14 protein-coding genes are annotated in these 13,705 nt (G+C 73.8%); all 14 read right to left on the reverse strand.

What is annotated here, in order from left to right:
- Positions 1–56: 56 nt before the first annotated feature.
- The gene (hypE, locus tag ACFV7Q_RS30030; protein WP_385433100.1) at positions 57–1,118 is read right to left on the reverse strand and encodes a hydrogenase expression/formation protein HypE; all 1,062 of its coding nucleotides are present in this window, start codon (positions 1,116–1,118) and stop codon (positions 57–59) included.
- Positions 1,111–2,247, reverse strand: coding sequence for a hydrogenase formation protein HypD (hypD, locus tag ACFV7Q_RS30035; protein ID WP_385433102.1), 1,137 nt, complete (start codon positions 2,245–2,247; stop codon positions 1,111–1,113). The genes hypE and hypD overlap by 8 nt, the downstream gene beginning before the upstream one ends.
- Positions 2,244–2,585, reverse strand: coding sequence for a HypC/HybG/HupF family hydrogenase formation chaperone (locus ACFV7Q_RS30040; protein WP_385433104.1), 342 nt, complete (start codon positions 2,583–2,585; stop codon positions 2,244–2,246). The genes hypD and ACFV7Q_RS30040 overlap by 4 nt, the downstream gene beginning before the upstream one ends.
- Positions 2,554–4,986, reverse strand: a complete 2,433-nt coding sequence (hypF, locus tag ACFV7Q_RS30045; protein ID WP_385433106.1) for a carbamoyltransferase HypF — start codon at positions 4,984–4,986, stop codon at positions 2,554–2,556. Before hypF ends, ACFV7Q_RS30040 begins: the two co-directional genes overlap by 32 nt.
- Positions 4,986–5,843 (reverse strand): hydrogenase nickel incorporation protein HypB, encoded by an 858-nt coding sequence (gene hypB / locus ACFV7Q_RS30050; protein WP_385433108.1) that lies wholly within the window; start codon positions 5,841–5,843, stop codon positions 4,986–4,988. Before hypB ends, hypF begins: the two co-directional genes overlap by 1 nt.
- A 3-nt stretch (positions 5,844–5,846) precedes the next feature.
- A complete protein-coding gene (locus ACFV7Q_RS30055; RefSeq protein ID WP_385433110.1) occupies positions 5,847–6,314 on the reverse strand; it encodes a hydrogenase maturation nickel metallochaperone HypA in 468 nt (155 codons plus the stop codon).
- Positions 6,315–6,472: 158 nt separating this feature from the next.
- Positions 6,473–6,586: a DUF6893 family small protein gene (locus tag ACFV7Q_RS30060; RefSeq protein WP_385433112.1), complete on the reverse strand. Its 114-nt coding sequence runs from the start codon at positions 6,584–6,586 to the stop codon at positions 6,473–6,475.
- Positions 6,587–6,595: 9 nt separating this feature from the next.
- The gene (locus ACFV7Q_RS30065; RefSeq protein ID WP_385433114.1) at positions 6,596–7,126 is read right to left on the reverse strand and encodes a hydrogenase maturation protease; all 531 of its coding nucleotides are present in this window, start codon (positions 7,124–7,126) and stop codon (positions 6,596–6,598) included.
- Positions 7,123–8,550: a hypothetical protein gene (locus ACFV7Q_RS30070; RefSeq protein ID WP_385433115.1), complete on the reverse strand. Its 1,428-nt coding sequence runs from the start codon at positions 8,548–8,550 to the stop codon at positions 7,123–7,125. The genes ACFV7Q_RS30065 and ACFV7Q_RS30070 overlap by 4 nt, the downstream gene beginning before the upstream one ends.
- Positions 8,547–9,248 carry a DUF6084 family protein gene (locus ACFV7Q_RS30075; RefSeq protein ID WP_385433117.1) on the reverse strand — a complete coding sequence of 234 codons (702 nt, stop codon included), beginning with the start codon at positions 9,246–9,248 and terminating at the stop codon, positions 8,547–8,549. Before ACFV7Q_RS30075 ends, ACFV7Q_RS30070 begins: the two co-directional genes overlap by 4 nt.
- Positions 9,245–9,874, reverse strand: a complete 630-nt coding sequence (locus ACFV7Q_RS30080; RefSeq protein ID WP_385433128.1) for a DUF5947 family protein — start codon at positions 9,872–9,874, stop codon at positions 9,245–9,247. The genes ACFV7Q_RS30075 and ACFV7Q_RS30080 overlap by 4 nt, the downstream gene beginning before the upstream one ends.
- 101 nt (positions 9,875–9,975) lie before the next feature.
- A complete protein-coding gene (locus ACFV7Q_RS30085; RefSeq protein WP_385433119.1) occupies positions 9,976–10,503 on the reverse strand; it encodes a hypothetical protein in 528 nt (175 codons plus the stop codon).
- Entirely contained in the window at positions 10,500–12,284 is a 1,785-nt protein-coding gene (locus tag ACFV7Q_RS30090; RefSeq protein ID WP_385433121.1) for a nickel-dependent hydrogenase large subunit, read from the reverse strand. The genes ACFV7Q_RS30085 and ACFV7Q_RS30090 overlap by 4 nt, the downstream gene beginning before the upstream one ends.
- Positions 12,285–12,382: 98 nt before the next feature.
- Positions 12,383–13,438 carry a hydrogenase expression protein HypE gene (locus tag ACFV7Q_RS30095; RefSeq protein WP_385433123.1) on the reverse strand — a complete coding sequence of 352 codons (1,056 nt, stop codon included), beginning with the start codon at positions 13,436–13,438 and terminating at the stop codon, positions 12,383–12,385.
- Positions 13,439–13,705 lie beyond the last annotated feature (267 nt).

Below are 13,705 nucleotides of genomic sequence, written 5' to 3' on the forward strand. Positions count from 1 at the left end.
GAGGACGAGGGCGGCGACGGCGAGGGCGGTGACGGGGGGCCGGGGGCCGCGCCGGGTCAGCAGATCCGGGGCAGCTGTTCCCCGATCGGCAGGTCCACCACGCGGGTGCCGCCGAGGCCGGTCCGTGCGACGACCATGCCGGGGTGCGCCTCGACGGCCTCGCCGACCACCGCCGCATGCCGGCCCAGCGGGTGGGCGCGCATCGCGTCGAGGACCGCGTCGGCGTGCTCGCGCGGCACGAAGGCGACCAGCTTGCCCTCGTTGGCGACGTACAAGGGGTCCAGGCCGAGGATGGCGCAGGCGTTGGCCACGGCGTCCGGGACCGGCACCCGACCCTCGTTCAGGACGACGCCGGTGCCCGAGGCGGCGGCGATCTCGTTCAGGGCCGCGGCCAGGCCCCCGCGCGTGGGGTCGCGCAGCACGTGCAGGTCGGGGGTGACCGCGAGCATGGCCTGCACGAGCCCGCCCAGCGGGGCGCAGTCGCTGACCGTCTCCACGTCGAAGCCCAGGCCCTCGCGGACGCTCATGATGGCCACCCCGTGGAGGCCGATCTCCCCGCTGACGATGACCACGTCGCCCGGGACGACCCGCTGCGGGCGCAGGTCCACCCCCTCCGGGACGAGGCCGATGCCCGCCGTGTTGATGTAGATGCCGTCGCCGTGGCCGGCTTCCACGACCTTGGTGTCGCCGGTCGCCACCTCCACGCCCGCGGCGCGCGCGGCCGCTCCGAGCGCCTCGGCGACCCGGCCGACGACGGACAGTTCCACGCCCTCCTCCAGGATGAAGGCGCAGGACAGGTAGGCGGCGCGGGCGCCGCTCATGGCGAGGTCGTTGACCGTGCCGTTGACCGCGAGGTCGCCGATGCTGCCGCCGGGGAAGAACAACGGCCGGACCACGTACGAGTCGGTGGAGAAAGCCAGCCGGGCGCCGCCCAGCGTGAGCGCGGCGCTGTCGCCGAGGTCGGCCAGCAGCCCGCCGCCGTAGGCGGGGGCGAAGACGTGCCGGACCAGCTCGGCGGAGAGCGCGCCGCCGCCTCCGTGGCCCATGACCACTCGGGGTTGGTCGCGCAGGGGGGCCGGGCAGGTCCATCCGGTGATGTCGAGGGCGGTGTCAGACAACGGGGGTCGCCTCCAGCGGTGCGGTCCGGCGCGCCGGGGTGACGTCGAGGCGCCGGTAGAGGTAGTACGCGGCGCAGGCGCCCTCGCTGGAGACCATCGTGGCGCCGAGCGGGGTGCGCGGGGTGCAGGTGGTGCCGAACGCCTCGCACTGGTGGGGCTTGATCAGCCCTTGGAGGACCTCGCCGCTGCGGCACTCGGCGGGTTCCTCCGTGGTGATGCCGGTGACGGAGAAGCGGTGCTCGGCGTCGTACTCCCGGTACCGCTCGGACAGCCGCCAACCGCTGTCCGGGATGACGCCGATGCCGCGCCAGGACCGGTCGGTGACCTCGAACACGTCCTCCAGCATGGCGAGGGCGGCCGGGTTGCCCTCGGGGCGCACGGCCCGCGCGTAGGCGTTGTCGACGGTGTGCTCGCCGCGTTCGAGCTGGCGTACGGCCCGGCGTACGCCTTCGAGGATGTCGAGCGGTTCGAAGCCGGTGACGACGATGGGGACCCGGTGGCGGGCGGCGAGCCGCGGGTACTCCGCCGTGCCCATCACGCTGCACACGTGGCCCGCGGCGAGGAAGGCCTGCACCCGGCAGCTGGGCGAGTTCATGATCGCTTCGATGGCCGGGGGCACCCGGACGTGGGAGACCAGCAGGCTGAAGTTCGGGATGCCGAGCTTCTTCGCCTGGTACACCGTCATGGCGTTGGGCGGGGCGGTGGTCTCGAAGCCGATGCCGAAGAACACCACCTGGCGGTCCGGGTTCTGCCGGGCGATCCGCAGCGCGTCGAGCGGGGAGTAGACGACGCGTACGTCGCCGCCCTCGCCGCGCACCTGGAACAGGTCGCGGCCGGTGCCGGGGACGCGCAGCATGTCGCCGAACGAGCAGAAGACCACCTCGGGGCGGGAGGCGATCTCCAGGGCCTTGTCGATGACCTCCAGCGGCGTCACGCACACGGGGCAGCCGGGCCCGTGGATCAACTCGACCTGCTCGGGCAGGAGCTGGTCGATCCCGTGCCGGACGATGGTGTGCGTCTGGCCGCCGCAGACCTCCATCAGGGCCCAGGGGCGGGTCACGGTGGCGCGGATGTCGTCGAGCAGTCGGCGGGCCAGCGCGGGATCCTGGAATTCGTCGATGTACTTCACGGCTGCCGCGCCTCCCGCGCTGTGTCCCCGGCCGGTGCCGGGTCGAAGGGCCAGTCCTGTCCGGCGCCCGCCTCGGCGGCCGCCCGCTCCCAGGGGTCGCCGAACTCCTCCTGGAGCATGCCGAGCTCCGCGAAGAGGTCGAGGGTCTGCCGGGCCGATTCCTCATCGAGGCGCTGCAGGGCGAACCCGACGTGGACGATGGCGTACTCGCCGACCTGCAGGTCGGGCAGGTACTCCAGGCACACCTCCTTGACCACTCCGCCGAAGTCGACGGTCGCCATGCGGGTGCCGTCCTTCTCCCCGATGTCAAGCACTCTGCCGGGTACCGCCAGGCACATGAACCTCTCCTTGGTGTGGGTGGTGCGGGGCGCAGGCCGCCACCATGAGTTGGCCGAGGGCCAGTCCGCCGTCGTTCGGCGGGATGCGGTGGTGGCGCAGGACGGTGAAGCCGCGCTCGTGCAGCAGGCGGGTGCAGGCCGAGGAGAGCACGGTGTTGGCGAAGACTCCGCCGGTGAGGGCGACGGTGTCGAGGCCGTGCCGCTCGCGCGCGAGGGCGGCGAGGCCGACGACCAGGGCGGCGACGGCGGTGTGGAAGCGGGCCGCGATCGCGGCTGCCGGGGTGCCGGCGCGCAGGTCGGCGATGACGGCGGCCAGGACGGGGGCCGGGTCGGCGACGACGGGGGCGGTGCCGGGAGGCGCCTGCGGGTGGCGCAGGGCGAAGGCGTAGCCGGAGCCGGGAGCGGGATCGGGATCGGGATCGGGGCGGGCGGGGGGTGCGGCCGGGACGGGGTGTGCGGCCAGGGCGGCGGACTCCAGCTCGATCGCGGCCTGGGCCTCGTACCCGGCGTGGTGGCAGACGCCGGCCAAGGAGGAGACGGCGTCGAAGAGCCGGCCCATGCTCGACGTGGGGGTGCAGTGCAGGCCCCGTTCCAGCTGGCGTTCCAGGACGCGGAGTTCCTCGGGCGGGCAGGCGGCGGTGCAGGGCAGGTCCGGCGCCCAGGGCAGCCCTGCGGCCCGCAGGTGGGACAGGGCCATCCGGTAGGGCCGCCGGACGGCCGCGTCACCGCCGGCCAGCGGCACGGGGGCCAGGTGGGCGAAGCGGTGGTGGCCCGCGTAGTCGGCGAGCAGGACCTCGCCGCCCCACACGGTGCCGTCGTCCCCGTACCCGGTGCCGTCGAAGGCGATGCCGATCACGCGGCCGGTGCCGTCGAGGCCGTGTTCGGCCATCGCGGAGGCGACGTGCGCGTGGTGGTGCTGGACCGGGGTCAGGGCGCGGGAGCCAGCGGCGCGCCGGGCCCAGGCGCCGGACCGGTAGCCGGGGTGGCGGTCGGCGGCGAACCGGGCGGGTCGGACGCCGGTGATGGACTCCAGTTGCCGGGCGGCGCGTTCGAAGGCCCGCTGGGTGGCCAGGTCGTCCATGTCGCCGATGTGCGCGGACAGCCAGGCCTTGCGTCCCTCGCCGAGGCAGAAGGTGTTCTTCAGGTCTCCCCCGGCGGCGAGCACGGCCGGTACGGGCAGCGGCAGCTCCAGCGGCAGGGGCGCGTACCCGCGGGCCCGTCGCAGGGTGAGGAGTTCGCCGTCGCAGACGCGCACGACGGAGTCGTCGCAGGGGACGCGGATGGGGCGGTCGTGGGTGAGCCAGGCGTCGGCGAGGCCGCCGAGGCGGTCCAGGGCCTCGGCGTCGTCGGTGACGATGGGCTCGCCGGACAGGTTGCCGCTGGTCATGACGAGCAGCCGGGGGCCGGGCGGGTCGCCGGGCAGCCCGAGCAGTAGGTGGTGCACGGGCGTGTACGGGAGCATCACGCCGAGGTCGGGGCAGCGCGGGGCGACGGCGTCGGCGACCGCGCCGGGAACGGAGCCCGTCGCGGGGCGGCGGCGCAGCAGCACGACGGGGCGTACGGGGCCGGTCAGCAGGCCGCGTTCGGCCGGGTCGAGCCGTACGAGGTGCTCGATGTCGGAGGGGTCGCGGGCCATCAGGGCGAAGGGCTTGTCCCCGCGCCCCTTGCGACGGCGCAGCTCGGCCACGGCGGTGGGGTTCTGGGCGTCGCAGGCGAGGTGGTAGCCGCCGAGCCCCTTGACGGCGACGATCGCCCCGGCGGCCAGGAGGCGGCGGGCCCCGGCGACCGGGTCGGTCCCGGCGGTCCGGCGCGGCGGCGTCCCGGCCAGGAGGCGCAGCCGGGGGCCGCAGGCGGGGCAGGCCACGGGCTGGGCGTGGAAGCGCCGGTCGGCGGGGTCGGCGTACTCGCGGGCGCAGTCGGGGCACATGGGGAAGCGGGCCATGGTGGTGTGGTCCCGGTCGTACGGCAGCCCGGTGACGATGGTGAAGCGGGGCCCGCAGTGGGTGCAGGTGATGAACGGGTGCCGGTGGCGCCGGTCGGCGGGGTCCGCGAGTTCCGCGAGGCAGTCGGCGCAGGTGGCGGTGTCCGGGGAGACGAGGGTGCGTACGGGGCCGCCGCCGCGGGAGGCGTTGATGGTGAATCCGGTGCCGCCGGCGACCGGGACCTCGTGGTGGTCGACGGTGTCGACGACGGCCAGGGGCGGGGCGTCGGCCGCGAGGCGCTCGCAGAAGGCCGTGACGGCCGCCGGTGCGCCCTCGACCTCGGCGACGACGCCTTCGGGGGTGTTGGTGACGTGCCCGGTGAGGCCGAGTCCGGTCGCCCGGACGTACACGTACGGGCGGAAGCCCACGCCCTGGACCACCCCGCGCACGACGATCCGGCGGCGCTGCACGGCCTCCATCAGCGGGTGGCAGCCGGAGCCGCGGCGGACGGCCGGCGGTCCTGCGACGCGTGGTGTGCGTCGTGCGCGGGGGGTGCGTCGTGCGCGTGGTGTGCGTCGTGCGCGTGCTCCGTGGGGTGCGGGTCGTCGGCGGCGCAGTCGTGGTCATGGTGGTGATGGTGTGTGGGCTGCTGCCCCGCCATGACCGGGACGTGCACGGGTTCGCCGTCACCGGCGGCGAGCGCCCGGTCCAGCAGCGCGCCGACGCCCTCCCCGGTGCGCGCGGAGGTCAGCAGGACTTCGACCCCGGGGTTGACCTGCTGGACGTTCTCCCGGAAGGCGGCCTCGTCGAACTCCACGGCGTCCGCGATGTCCGTCTTGGTGACGACGACGAGCTGGGCCAGCCCGAAGGCCGTCGGGTACTTCAGCGGCTTGTCCTCGCCCTCGGTGACCGAGGCCAGCACGATGCGCAGGGACTCCCCGAGGTCGTAGGTGGCGGGGCAGACGAGGTTCCCGACGTTCTCCACGAACAGCAGCCGGGTGTCCTCGGGCAGCCACCCGTCCAGGTGCCGGGCGAGCATCCCGGCTTCCAGGTGGCACAGCCCGTCGGTGAGGACCTGCTTGACGGGTACGCGGGAGCGCGCGAGCCGGTCGGCGTCGTTCTCGGTGGCCAGGTCGGCCGTGAGGGCGGCGACCGGCACGCCGCGCTCGCGGGCGAGACCGAGTTCACGTTCCAGGAGGGCCGTCTTCCCGCTGCCCGGGCTGGACAGGAGGTTCACGACGGTGGTGCCGCGGGCGGCGAGTCCGGTGCGCAGGGCCTGCGCGGCGAAGTCGTTCTTGGCGAGGACCGCCTGCTTCAGGTGGACCACACGGCACATGGTTCAGCACTCCTCGGCGATCGCCCCACGGGGCGGGGTGGGGGCCGTGCCGCCGGCGGCGGCAGGGACGGCAGCAGTGGCGGGTTCGGCGCCGCGTGGGTGGTCGGTGTCCGGGGCGGGTCCGTCCTCCCAGCGCACGCTCAGGATCTGTAGCTCGCGCCCGGCCAGGAGTTCGACGTCCGTCGCCCGACCGCAGCGGGGGCAGCCCAGTCGTGGCGGCACGCCGGTCGCCCAGTCGGCGGTGCAGGACCGGCAGCGGGCGCGGGCGGTCACCGGCTCGGTTTCGAGCGCGGCCCCTTCGAGGAGGGTGCCGGCGCAGGCGAGTTCGAAGCAGAAGGCGAGGGCGTCGGGCACCACGCCGGCCAGCTCCCCGACCTGGAGCCGTACCGACGTGACGGCGCTCGCGCCGGCGGCCCCGGCCGCTTCCTCCACCTGGCCCACCACGGCCATGGCGATCGACATCTCGTGCATGGGACTCCGTCCTGCCGGGCCCCATTAGACCCGCGGGCGGGGGGCGGGACGGCCGGGCGCGCCGACGCGCCTGGCGGTCCGTACGCCATTCGGACGCGAACGGGCCGCGGGACCGGGCCTTGATGCGGTCCCGCGGCCGTTCCGCGGTCGTCCCGCGGTCACATGCGGCGGATGCGCAGGTAGCGCTGGAGGTCGGGCAGGAGCGCCTTCAGCACCAGTAGGGCGAGGACGGCGGCGGCCCAGCCGCCGATCACGGTCTTGTTCGAGGTCATGGCTCCTCCTCAGTTGGCGGCGACACCCGGCTCGTCCTGCGGCGTCTCCTCGTCCTGGTGGTGCACGAGGTCCAGCACCATCCGCACGGCCTCGTCGACGGCGGCGGCGACCGGGGGGCTCAGGCCGATCCCCTCCTCCAGGCAGCCGGGCTCGCAGCCGACGACCCAGATCCGCCGGGGCGGGGTGGCCCCGGTCCCGGCGCACAGGGTGTCGAGCAGGGCCAGTACGGCGTCGGGGGACATCTGGTGCCCGTCGAGCACGGCGGCTTGCGGGGCGACCGGTTCGGCTCCGGTGGCCTCGATCAGGTACAGCGTCCCGGGGGCGCCGCCGCGGGCGGTGGCGTCGACCAGGACGAGCGTGTCGTAGCCGTCGAGCAGTTGGTAGGCGAGGTGGACCCCGCGCACGCCGATGTCGGCGGTCTCCACCCCGTCGGGCAGGCGGGCGCCGGGAGCGGACAGCCGCCGGACGGTCTCCACCCCGAAGCCGTCGTCGCCGAGGAAGACGTTGCCGATGCCGGCGACCAGGATCCGGCGGCTCACGCGCCCTCCACGGGGGTGACCTCGTCGGGCTGGAAGTACAGGAACCGGCCCTGTTCGCGGCGGATGTCGGCGCCCGGGTCGCCGTCGACGGTGACGGCGAGGTGGACGCCCCCGTCGACGTCGCTGAGCACGGCTTCGACCAGGGCGGTGCGGCCCTGCAGGAACAGGTCCTGGGCGTCGGTGCGCCGCAGCCCCGGCCGGAGCAGCACGCGGCTGCCCGCGCCCACGACCGTCCCGTCGATGGTGACGCGGTCCCGGGCCGGGTCGGCGGGGTCCGCACGGGCCGGGTCCCACCAGGGGGCGCCGGGCCGGAACAGCGGGTCCCCGTCCAGCGGTCCGTGGTCGGCCGGCGGGGCGGCGGGGCCCGGTCCGGTGACCTCGCGCAGGGCCCGGACGGCGCCGTGGAGCCGTTCCCACACCTCGGGGGGCATGGAGTCGGCCAGGTCGATCACGGCGGCCGCGCGGACGTCCGTGCCCCGCGCCTCGCGTTTCTCCTGCTCGGTCAGGGTGGCCGTGCGCAGCGCGAGGATCTCGTCGATCTCGGTGGCGTCGTACATGGCCCCGGCGCTCTCGGGGGCGATCCGCGGGTGGTCCTCCAGGATGATCGGGGAGGAAAGGACCACGTCGGCGCGGCCGTCCTCGCCGGCGAGGACCGGCCAGGTGTGCCGGTTGTCGCAGCCGGCGACGGCGGCCCGGGCCCACTCGGGCGGGTCGGTCATCGACAGGAAGGACCCGGCGCTGATGCCGAGCAGGAGGTGCGCGGCGACCAGCGAACGCGCCAGGGCGGCCTCCCGGTCGGCCCCCTGCTCGGGCGGATCCCAGTCGCCGGTGTTCTCGACCGCCGCGGTGAGCCTCAGGGCCCGGTACGGGACGTCCAGGGGTGCGGCGTGCAGGCGCAGGACGCCGTCGATCCGCTCGGTGCGCCGGACCAGGCGTCCGACCTGCCGTCCGTCGGCGTCGAGGACGGGTTCGGTTTCCTCGCGGGCGGGCCGGGTGAACGGCATCGACACCTCGCCGGCCTCCAGGTCGGCGATGCGGACGCTCATCTCGATCCGCTCCTCGCGGCCCTCGTCCCAGGGGACCAGGACCCGCTCGGCCAGGGCCAGTTCGGGCACGGCGGCGAAGGAGCCGTCGGGGCGGGCCTCTTCGACGGTACGGCGCTGGGCGTGCAGGAACCGCAGTTCGACGGCGACGGAGGCGTCCCCGCGGGGTTCGGTCACGAGCTCGGTGCGCTGGCCGGAGTGTTCGCCGTGCCGGGGGGCCCAGGCGGGCGGAACCAGGACGCCGAACTGCCAGCGCATCCGGTTCTTCGCGGCGGAGGCCCGGTACGGGTAGAGCACGTAGCCCTCGAACAGGACGGCGTCGGCGACCTGGCGGGCGAGGGCGAAGCGGGACGCGGGCACGGCGGCCGTGGTCGTGGTCATGGCGCGGTCCTCCCGGTGGCGCGCGGCAGGACGGCGCCGGCCCAGGCGGGTTCCCGGGCCGGCGGCCCGGCGGTCCGCGCCGCGTCGAGCAGGGCCCGTACGGTCTCCTCCCAGGAGGCGAGGGCGTGGCGGGAGCGGTAGGCGAGCAGGTCCGCCATGGTGTCGCGGGGCAGCCGCAGCCAGCCGCAGCCGGGGAAGTGCTGCTCCATCATCTCCCGCCACACGGTGACGGGCAGCCGGCAGGGGGCCTCGCGGTTCCAGGGCACGGGCTCCACGTGGAAGCCGCCGGCGCCGGTGAAGGCCGTTCCGGAGAACAGCATCAGGACGGGCGCCTCGCCGTCCTCCAGGGCGGCGAGGTAGCGGCCGGCGGAGACGTCCTGGTCGTAGCTGCAGGGCACGACCACGTCGGTCTCGGTCTCGCCGGTGAAGCCGGGCACCATGACCGCGACCTGGGCGAGCTGTACGGGGTGCAGGGTGCTGCCCCAGCGGGAGCGGTCGCCGAACAGGTCGTGGAGGGCGGCGGCCTCGGCGGGCCCGTAGTCACGCCGGGCCGGCTCGATCCGCAGCTGGCAGCGCAGGGCGAGGGCGTGGACGCGGGTGCCGCCGGAGGCGGTGATGCGCAGGCGGAACACCAGGGTGGGGCCGGCCGCGTACGGGTCGGTGCGCACGCCGGTGCAGGTGAAGGCGAAGTCGGTCACGGCAGCCTCTCCTGCCCGGCCGGCCGGGGTGTGGGCAGCACCGTGGCGCGCCGCTCGACTTCGGCGAAGAAGGCGGTGAGGGCGGCACGGGCCTCCGCGCCACCGTCGAAGCCCTGCCACAGCAACCGCATCCGGCCGACCAGTTCGTAGCAGACGTCGATGGGGACGAGGTGGCATTCGGTGCGGTCCGGCGTGCGGTGCAGGAGCAGCGCCTCGACGTCGGGCTCCAGCATCCCGGCGAGCCGGCCGGCGCCGAGGACGGTCTGCCAGGTTTCCGGTTCGAGTTCGCTCTCGGTGGCCCCGGCGGGGCTGGGGTAGAGCGCGACGAGCCGGTCGAGTGCCGCGTTGCGGAAGAAGAACGCGACGCCGACCGGGATGCGCAGCCGCTCCCAGGCGGTGTCGTCGAGCCGGTGGGCGGGGTCGGTGAGGTAGCGGTCGGGGACGGTGCGGTAGCGGCCGGCCCCGGATCCGGGGCGGTCGAAGAGCAGGGCGCAGGGCGTGCAGGCGCAGACCAGGGCCCGCTTCTCGATCTCCACCAGGTGCCGGTGGCCCTGCTCGGCCACCGGCACGCCGCACAGTTCGCAAACCTCGGGGCGCGGCGGGCGCGGCCCGGTGAACCGCCGCAGTCCGGGCACGGCGGTGCCGGCGGGGCCGTGCGCGGACACCGGCACGGCCACGGGAACGGGTGCGGGCACCGGTGCCGGCGCGGCTTGGGGGCGGGCCGGGCTCACGGCACGCGCACCGGGGTCGGCGGCCGGCTGCCGATCTGCAGCAGGGCGGGCGCGGGGGCCGCGGGGAGCAGTTCGACGGCGGTCACCTCGGGCGCGAGGCAGGCCACGGCGTCCTCCACGCTCCGCCGGGCCGTCTCCGCGTTGCTCCCGCAGCCGCACCCGGTGGCCGGGCCTGCGGCGGACCGCAGGCTGAGGGTGCCGGTGGCCGCGTCGAAGCCGATCAGTTCGACGGGTTCGGGCACGGACTCCAGGGCGCGGGTGATCCGCGTGTCCACGTCGTCGGGGTGCAGGTCGTGCAGGGCGAGCAGGCCCGCGACGAGGTCGTCGCCGAGCATGCGGGTGAGCGCGCCCGCGCCGAGCCGCTCCACGATCCGGGCGAGCCCGGCGCCGTAGAAGTCCATGAGCACGCGGACGAGTTCCTCGGCGGCCGCGCAGGCCTGCCGGTCACCGGTGGCGGCCAGCCGGTCGAGGACCTCCTCGACCCGGCGGCCGGCCTCCCGGGCGTCGATGACGGCCGCGCTCATCCGCCCAGCCCGCTCAGGCCGGTGGGCACGTGCATCGACTTCACGGACTTGCCGCCGCCGACGTACATGTGGACGCCGCAGGGCAGGCAGGGGTCGAAGCTGCGCACGGTGCGCATGATGTCGATCCCCTTGAAGTTCTCGGGGGTGTTCTCCTCGAAGATCGGGGTGTTCTGGACGGCGTCCTCGTACGGGCCGGGGGTGCCGTAGGAATCGCGGACGCTGGCGTTCCAGGGGGTCGGTGGGTACGGGTGGTAGTTGGCGATCTTCCCGTCACGGATGACCATGTGGTGCGAGAGGACACCGCGCACCGCCTCGGTGAAGCCGCAGCCGATGGACTCGTCCGGCACCTCGAACTTCTCCCAGGTCTGGGTGCGTCCGGCGCGGACCTCGGCGAGCCCCATCTCGGCGCAGTGCAGGGCGATGGCGGCCGCGTACGCCTGGAAGTAGGTACGGGCGCGGTTGCGCTCCAGGGCGTTGCTCCACTGCGGGATCTTCCACTCGAAGGTGGTCTCCGGCTTGGTCATGGTGCGCGGCAGGTTGATGAGCACGCTGTGGCCGGTGGCCTTGACGTAGCCGACGTCGACGAGGCCGGACAGGGCGGTGGACCACAGGCGGGCGATGGGGCCGCCGCCGGTGTCGAGGGCGAGGTGCTCGGTGCCGTCGAACCAGCGCGGGGACATCACCCAGCTGTACTTGTCGTCGAAGTCCCGCTTCTGCGGGGCGGGGATGGTGTGCTGGTTCCAGGGGTGGCGGGGGTCGACCGGGTTGCCCAGCGGGTCGTGCCGGACGAACTGCTCCTGGCCGGCCCAGTCGTCGTAGTACGAGCTGCCGAGCAGGATGCGGATGCCGAGGTTGATCTGCGTGAGGTCGTTGGTGACCAGTTTGCCGTCCACGATGATGCCCGGGGTGACGAACATCTTCCGTCCCCAGTCGGTCATGTTGGCGTAGGTGAAGTCGCAGTACTCGGGGTCGTTGAGGGCGCCCCAGCAGCCCAGCAGGACGCGCCGGCGGCCGACTTCCTCGTAGCCTGGCATGGCCTCGTAGAAGAAGTCGAAGAGGTCGTCGTGCAGCGGCACGACGCGCTTCATGAATTCCACGTACCGCATGAGGCGGCTCATGTAGTCGGTGAAGAGCTGCACGGAGGCGATGGTGCCGACGCCGCCCGGGTAGAGCGTGGAGGGGTGCACGTGGCGGCCCTCCATCAGGCAGAACATCTCGCGGGTGTAGCGGCTGACCTGGAGGGCCTCGCGGTAGAACTCGCCTTCGATGGGGTTGAGCGAGCGCATGATGTCGGCGATGGTGCGGTAGCCGTGCTCGGCGGCGTGCGGGGCCTCGGTGCGCTCGGCGAGGTCGAGGACGCCGGGGTTGGTCTCGCGGACCATCTTCTCGCAGTAGTCGACGCCGACCAGGTTCTCCTGGAAGATGTTGTGGTCGAACATGTACTCGGCCGATTCACCGAGGTTGATGATCCACTCGGCGAGGTGGGGCGGCTTGACCCCGTAGGCCATGTTCTGGGTGTAGACGGAGCAGGTGGCGTGGTTGTCGCCGCAAATGCCGCAGATGCGGCTGGTGATGAAGTGCGCGTCGCGGGGGTCCTTGCCGCGCATGAAGACGCTGTAGCCGCGGAAGACGGACGAGGTGCTGTAGGCCTCGGCCACCCGCTTCTGCTTGAAGTCGATCTTGGCGTGGATGCCGAGGCTGCCGACGATCCGGGTGATCGGATCCCAGGCCATTTCCACCAGGCCGCTGCCGTCGCCGGCCGCCTTCGTCTTCGGTGTCATCGTGTCTGCCGTGGCCCTTCTGTAAGCAGGAGCGGAGCGTGGGGGGGTGGTGCGGGAGGCGGCCGGTCCGGGGCGCGGGCCGGCCGGTCCGGGCCTGGTCACCAGGGCGGGCGGTACCCGGTGGTGATCTTCCGGCCGGTGTGGCGCCACTTCGGCTCCTCGTCCACCGTGTGCAGCGTGACCGCACGCAACTTGCGGATCAGGGCGCCGTACGCGCCGCTGGCCTTGGTGGAGACCGTGGCGCCCGGCGGCTGGTCCATGAACGGCATGAACTTGTCCGGGAAGCCGGGCATGGTGCAGGCGATGCAGATCCCACCGACGTTCGGGCAGCCGCCGATGCCGTTCATCCAGCCGCGCTTGGGGACGTTGCACTTGACGACCGGGCCCCAGCAGCCGACCTTGACGAGGCACTTCGGCGAGTCGTACGACTCGGCGAACTGACCCTGCTCGTAGTAGCCGGCGCGGTCGCAGCCCTCGTGGACGGTCTGCTCGAACAGCCAGGTCGGGCGCAGCTTGTCGTCGAGCGGGATCATCGGGGCCGAGCCGGCTGCCTGGTAGAGCAGGTAGGTGAGGGTCTCCGCGAAGTTGTCCGGCTGGATCGGGCACCCGGGGACGCACACGATCGGGATACCGGCCTTCGAGGTCCAGTCCCAACCCAGGTAGTCGGGGACTCCCATGGCACCGGTCGGGTTGCCCTCCATCGCGTGGATGCCGCCGTACGTGGCGCAGGTGCCGATCGCCACCACGGCGAGGGCCTTCGGCGCCAGCCGGTCGATCCACTCGCTGGTGGTGATGGGTTGGCCGGTCTCCGGGTCGTCGCCGAAACCGCACCAGTAACCCTCGGGCTTGATCTTCTCGTTGGGGACGGAGCCTTCGACGACGAGGACGAACGGGTCGATCTCGCCGCGCTCCCCCTTGAAGAACCACTCGATGAAGGTGTCCGCGCCGTCGACCGGGCCGCATTCGAAGTCGATGAGCGGCCAGTGGACGGCGATCTTGGGCAGACCGGGGAGGGTGCCCGTGACGATTTCCTCGATGCTGGGCTGCATCGCGGCCGTCAGGGACACCGAGTCGCCGTCGCAGCTCAGTCCGGCGTTGATCCAGAGGATGTGGATCGTGGGGTCCTCTACCGTGCTCTGCGTTCCAGCAGCCATGCGGATCGCTCCTTGGGCGGGATGCGGGAGGTGGGGTCCTGCGGGGGAGGGGACGGCCGCGGGGGAAGGTCTGCGGCCGCCCCCACCCTTCTTGCTAGCAGTCGGCCGGGCCGGCCGCCCTGTCGAACTGGGCCGGTGCAGTGATTCCGGGCCTCCGCCCGGGGGTCGCGGTGGTACGCCGCCCCTGGGTGGGCCGCGCCAAGTGCGGCGGGGTCCCGCCCGGGGCCTCCTTGCGGACGAACGCCCTGCGCAGGGCGTGGTAGGGGG

It is taken from the genome of Streptomyces sp. NPDC059851 (genome assembly GCF_042732005.1).
Lineage (GTDB): Bacteria > Actinomycetota > Actinomycetes > Streptomycetales > Streptomycetaceae > Streptomyces.

Bases quoted from the DNA above. Each gene is read 5' to 3' on its own strand.
- ACFV7Q_RS30040 (WP_385433104.1), bottom strand. From the start codon at position 2,585: ATGTGCCTGGCGGTACCCGGCAGAGTGCTTGACATCGGGGAGAAGGAC.
- ACFV7Q_RS30095 (WP_385433123.1), bottom strand. From the start codon at position 13,438: ATGGCTGCTGGAACGCAGAGCACGGTAGAGGACCCCACGATCCACATC.
- hypB (WP_385433108.1), bottom strand. From the start codon at position 5,843: ATGTGCCGTGTGGTCCACCTGAAGCAGGCGGTCCTCGCCAAGAACGAC.
- ACFV7Q_RS30085 (WP_385433119.1), bottom strand. From the start codon at position 10,503: ATGAGCGCGGCCGTCATCGACGCCCGGGAGGCCGGCCGCCGGGTCGAG.
- ACFV7Q_RS30055 (WP_385433110.1), bottom strand. From the start codon at position 6,314: ATGCACGAGATGTCGATCGCCATGGCCGTGGTGGGCCAGGTGGAGGAA.
- ACFV7Q_RS30090 (WP_385433121.1), bottom strand. From the start codon at position 12,284: ATGACACCGAAGACGAAGGCGGCCGGCGACGGCAGCGGCCTGGTGGAA.
- hypF (WP_385433106.1), bottom strand. From the start codon at position 4,986: ATGGAGGCCGTGCAGCGCCGCCGGATCGTCGTGCGCGGGGTGGTCCAG.
- ACFV7Q_RS30070 (WP_385433115.1), bottom strand. From the start codon at position 8,550: ATGACCACGACCACGGCCGCCGTGCCCGCGTCCCGCTTCGCCCTCGCC.
- ACFV7Q_RS30060 (WP_385433112.1), bottom strand. From the start codon at position 6,586: ATGACCTCGAACAAGACCGTGATCGGCGGCTGGGCCGCCGCCGTCCTC.